At 67.1% G+C, this 2,200-nt stretch carries 2 protein-coding genes; one reads left to right on the top strand and one right to left on the bottom strand.

The window, feature by feature from the left end:
• Nucleotides 1-111: 111 nt before the first annotated feature.
• Nucleotides 112-465, top strand: a complete 354-nt coding sequence (locus tag C5F48_RS23330) for a hypothetical protein (RefSeq protein WP_146170739.1) — start codon at nucleotides 112-114, stop codon at nucleotides 463-465.
• 53 nt (nucleotides 466-518) lie between these two features.
• Here the strand turns inward: C5F48_RS23330 and C5F48_RS23335 are convergent, their stop codons facing one another.
• Complete coding sequence (locus tag C5F48_RS23335) at nucleotides 519-1,961, bottom strand: DUF4942 domain-containing protein (protein ID WP_107666074.1); 1,443 nt, start codon at nucleotides 1,959-1,961, stop codon at nucleotides 519-521.
• Nucleotides 1,962-2,200 lie beyond the last annotated feature (239 nt).

Raw genomic sequence — 2,200 nt, forward strand, 5'->3', positions numbered from 1 at the left:
TCCGGCCCGCCAAGCCCGGCGCCGCACCCCCCACGTTCGCCACGCGGCAGACCAGCATGTGCGCCGAAGAGGCGTCCATGCAGGTCAGCGCCAATTTTCTCGGAGGGCAGGGTGATGGATGGCGGAACAGAGGCGATAAGGCAGCGGGTGGAAGCGGTGAGAAATCTTGGCAGCGCCATCGCCCATTGCGACCGTCGCGACGCGGTGCTGATCCTCGCGGCCGCGCTCGATGATCTGAGCGGAGGCGCTCCTGCGCCGGCGTTCGTGGATGCGCAAGGCGAAGCCGCAATCTGGGCCGAGGCCGCCTCGTCTGTCGAGCTGGAGGCGTGTTTCCGGGCCTGCCTGCCGAAGCTCGAGGCCGGACCTCTCATCCGCAATGCAAAAAAGCGCCTCTTCATGGCGCTCTGGGACAGCTTCTCGGAAGGGGACCGCGCGGCCTTCCTGAAGCGGGTTTGCAGGAAGTGAACCGACGCAGGCGTGTGGAGCGGCCCGCCGCGTGAAGGCGGCGGGCCGTCGACCTATTTGCTCAGCGTCATGACGACCGTGTTGATGTTCACGCCCACCTCGCGGAAGCTCTCGGCGGGAAGATCGGTGAACACGCGGCTCCAGCGGTCACGGTTCACCTTCGCCGCCCAGGCGCGGAACTTCTCGTGCTTCGGCGTCTCGTTCACGGATGCCGAGGCCGGCAGGATCGCCACCAACTTTCCGCCCGGCTTCAGGAAGGCCCAGGCTTGCATCACATGATCCATGTAATGCGTGCCGGCGAAGGGCGGGTTCATCACCACGGCGTCGTAGATCTCCTGCGGCGGCATCGAGAGGAAGTTGGCGCATTTGACGGTCAGGCCGGGACGCTGGCGACCCTGCAGAGCGGCGGCGCGGTCGGGGTGGATCTCGATCGCATCGACCAGCGCCCCCTTGTCGAGCAGCGGCCAGACGAGATTGCCGACGCCGGCCGAGGGTTCGAGAACCCGCATTCCCGACCGGCAATACAGCTCCTTCAGCGCCACCTCGGCGACCGCAGCCGGCGTCGGATAGAAGGCCAGATCCTTCGCCGGGACGTTGCTGCGCGTCTTGAAGATGTCCGGGCCGCAATCGGCGGGAGCGGCGTCCGCCAGAGCGTCGCCATAGTAGGCGGCAAGCTTCAGGTTCACTTTCTGCACCAGATCCGGGCGCTGCATCCAGAGGTGAGCATTGCCGTTCTTGAAAATCCGCACCTTAAAGTAGCGCGTCTCGGTCTCGGACTGGCGTGCGCCCCAGCCCCGGTTGGCCTCGATGGCGCGGCGCAGGCCGCCCGGCGAGGGCTGTTCGCCGTCGAACATCGCAAAGATGCGCTCGATGTCGATCAGCGCGCCTTCGACATCGGAACGATGGTTCCATGTCCCCATGTCGCTCATCAGCCGGTCGAGGATGATGCGCGAGCCCACCTTGAACCCATCATGGCTCTTGAACCGGCGGTCGAGCGAGGAAAAGGCGCGGGCAAGGCCACGCAGGAAGATCGTCTCCGCATCGGCGCAGAGCCGTTGGAAGGTGGCGGTGACATTCTCTATCGTCGCCTCGGGCACGTCGTCGCCGCAAAGGCTGGTGTCGAAAGCCCGGCGCTCCTGCAGGTCCATCATCGAGCGCAGCCCGGTTTCCTCAAGCAGCCGGGTCCAGATCCGCGCGTCCAGGTCGCGCCGTGCTGCGGTGATGCTGGCGGCGGGATCGAAGTCCTCGCCAAAGAGCAGGGCCATGCCCTTCGTTTCCCGGGTGGAGTGGCGGGCGCAACCGTGGCCGCCATGGGCGACCCCGGCGACATCCCCCGCCGCCCGGACCTCGGCGAAGGTGGCGGCGAGAGCCCGGGCCGCCGCCTCATACTGCGCCAGCGCCGCAGTGCGGGCGTCGCAGATGCGCCCGATGAACTGCATGCTGACAAGGCCGGTCGCGCTGGTGGCGGGCTGGTCGATTTTTTCGATCTTGGACATAACTCAATCTCGCGTCTCGGGCCGCAGGCCCCTTTGTGGTGAGGGCGGCGCGGGTTGTCTTTTCCCCGCCTCCGCCGATGGGCTGCGCCTCGGCAATCTGGTCTGCCGGATACGCATGTATTCGGCGGAACAGAGTGGAGAGGGCGAAGCCCGACCCACGGCCCTGAGCGGGACTGTCAATGGTCGGAGCCGGGGGGTGGTGCGGCCCGCAGGCGCAGCCGAGGACACGGCCCCCGGCT

Source organism: Cereibacter changlensis JA139, assembly GCF_003034985.1.
Taxonomy (GTDB): domain Bacteria; phylum Pseudomonadota; class Alphaproteobacteria; order Rhodobacterales; family Rhodobacteraceae; genus Cereibacter; species Cereibacter changlensis.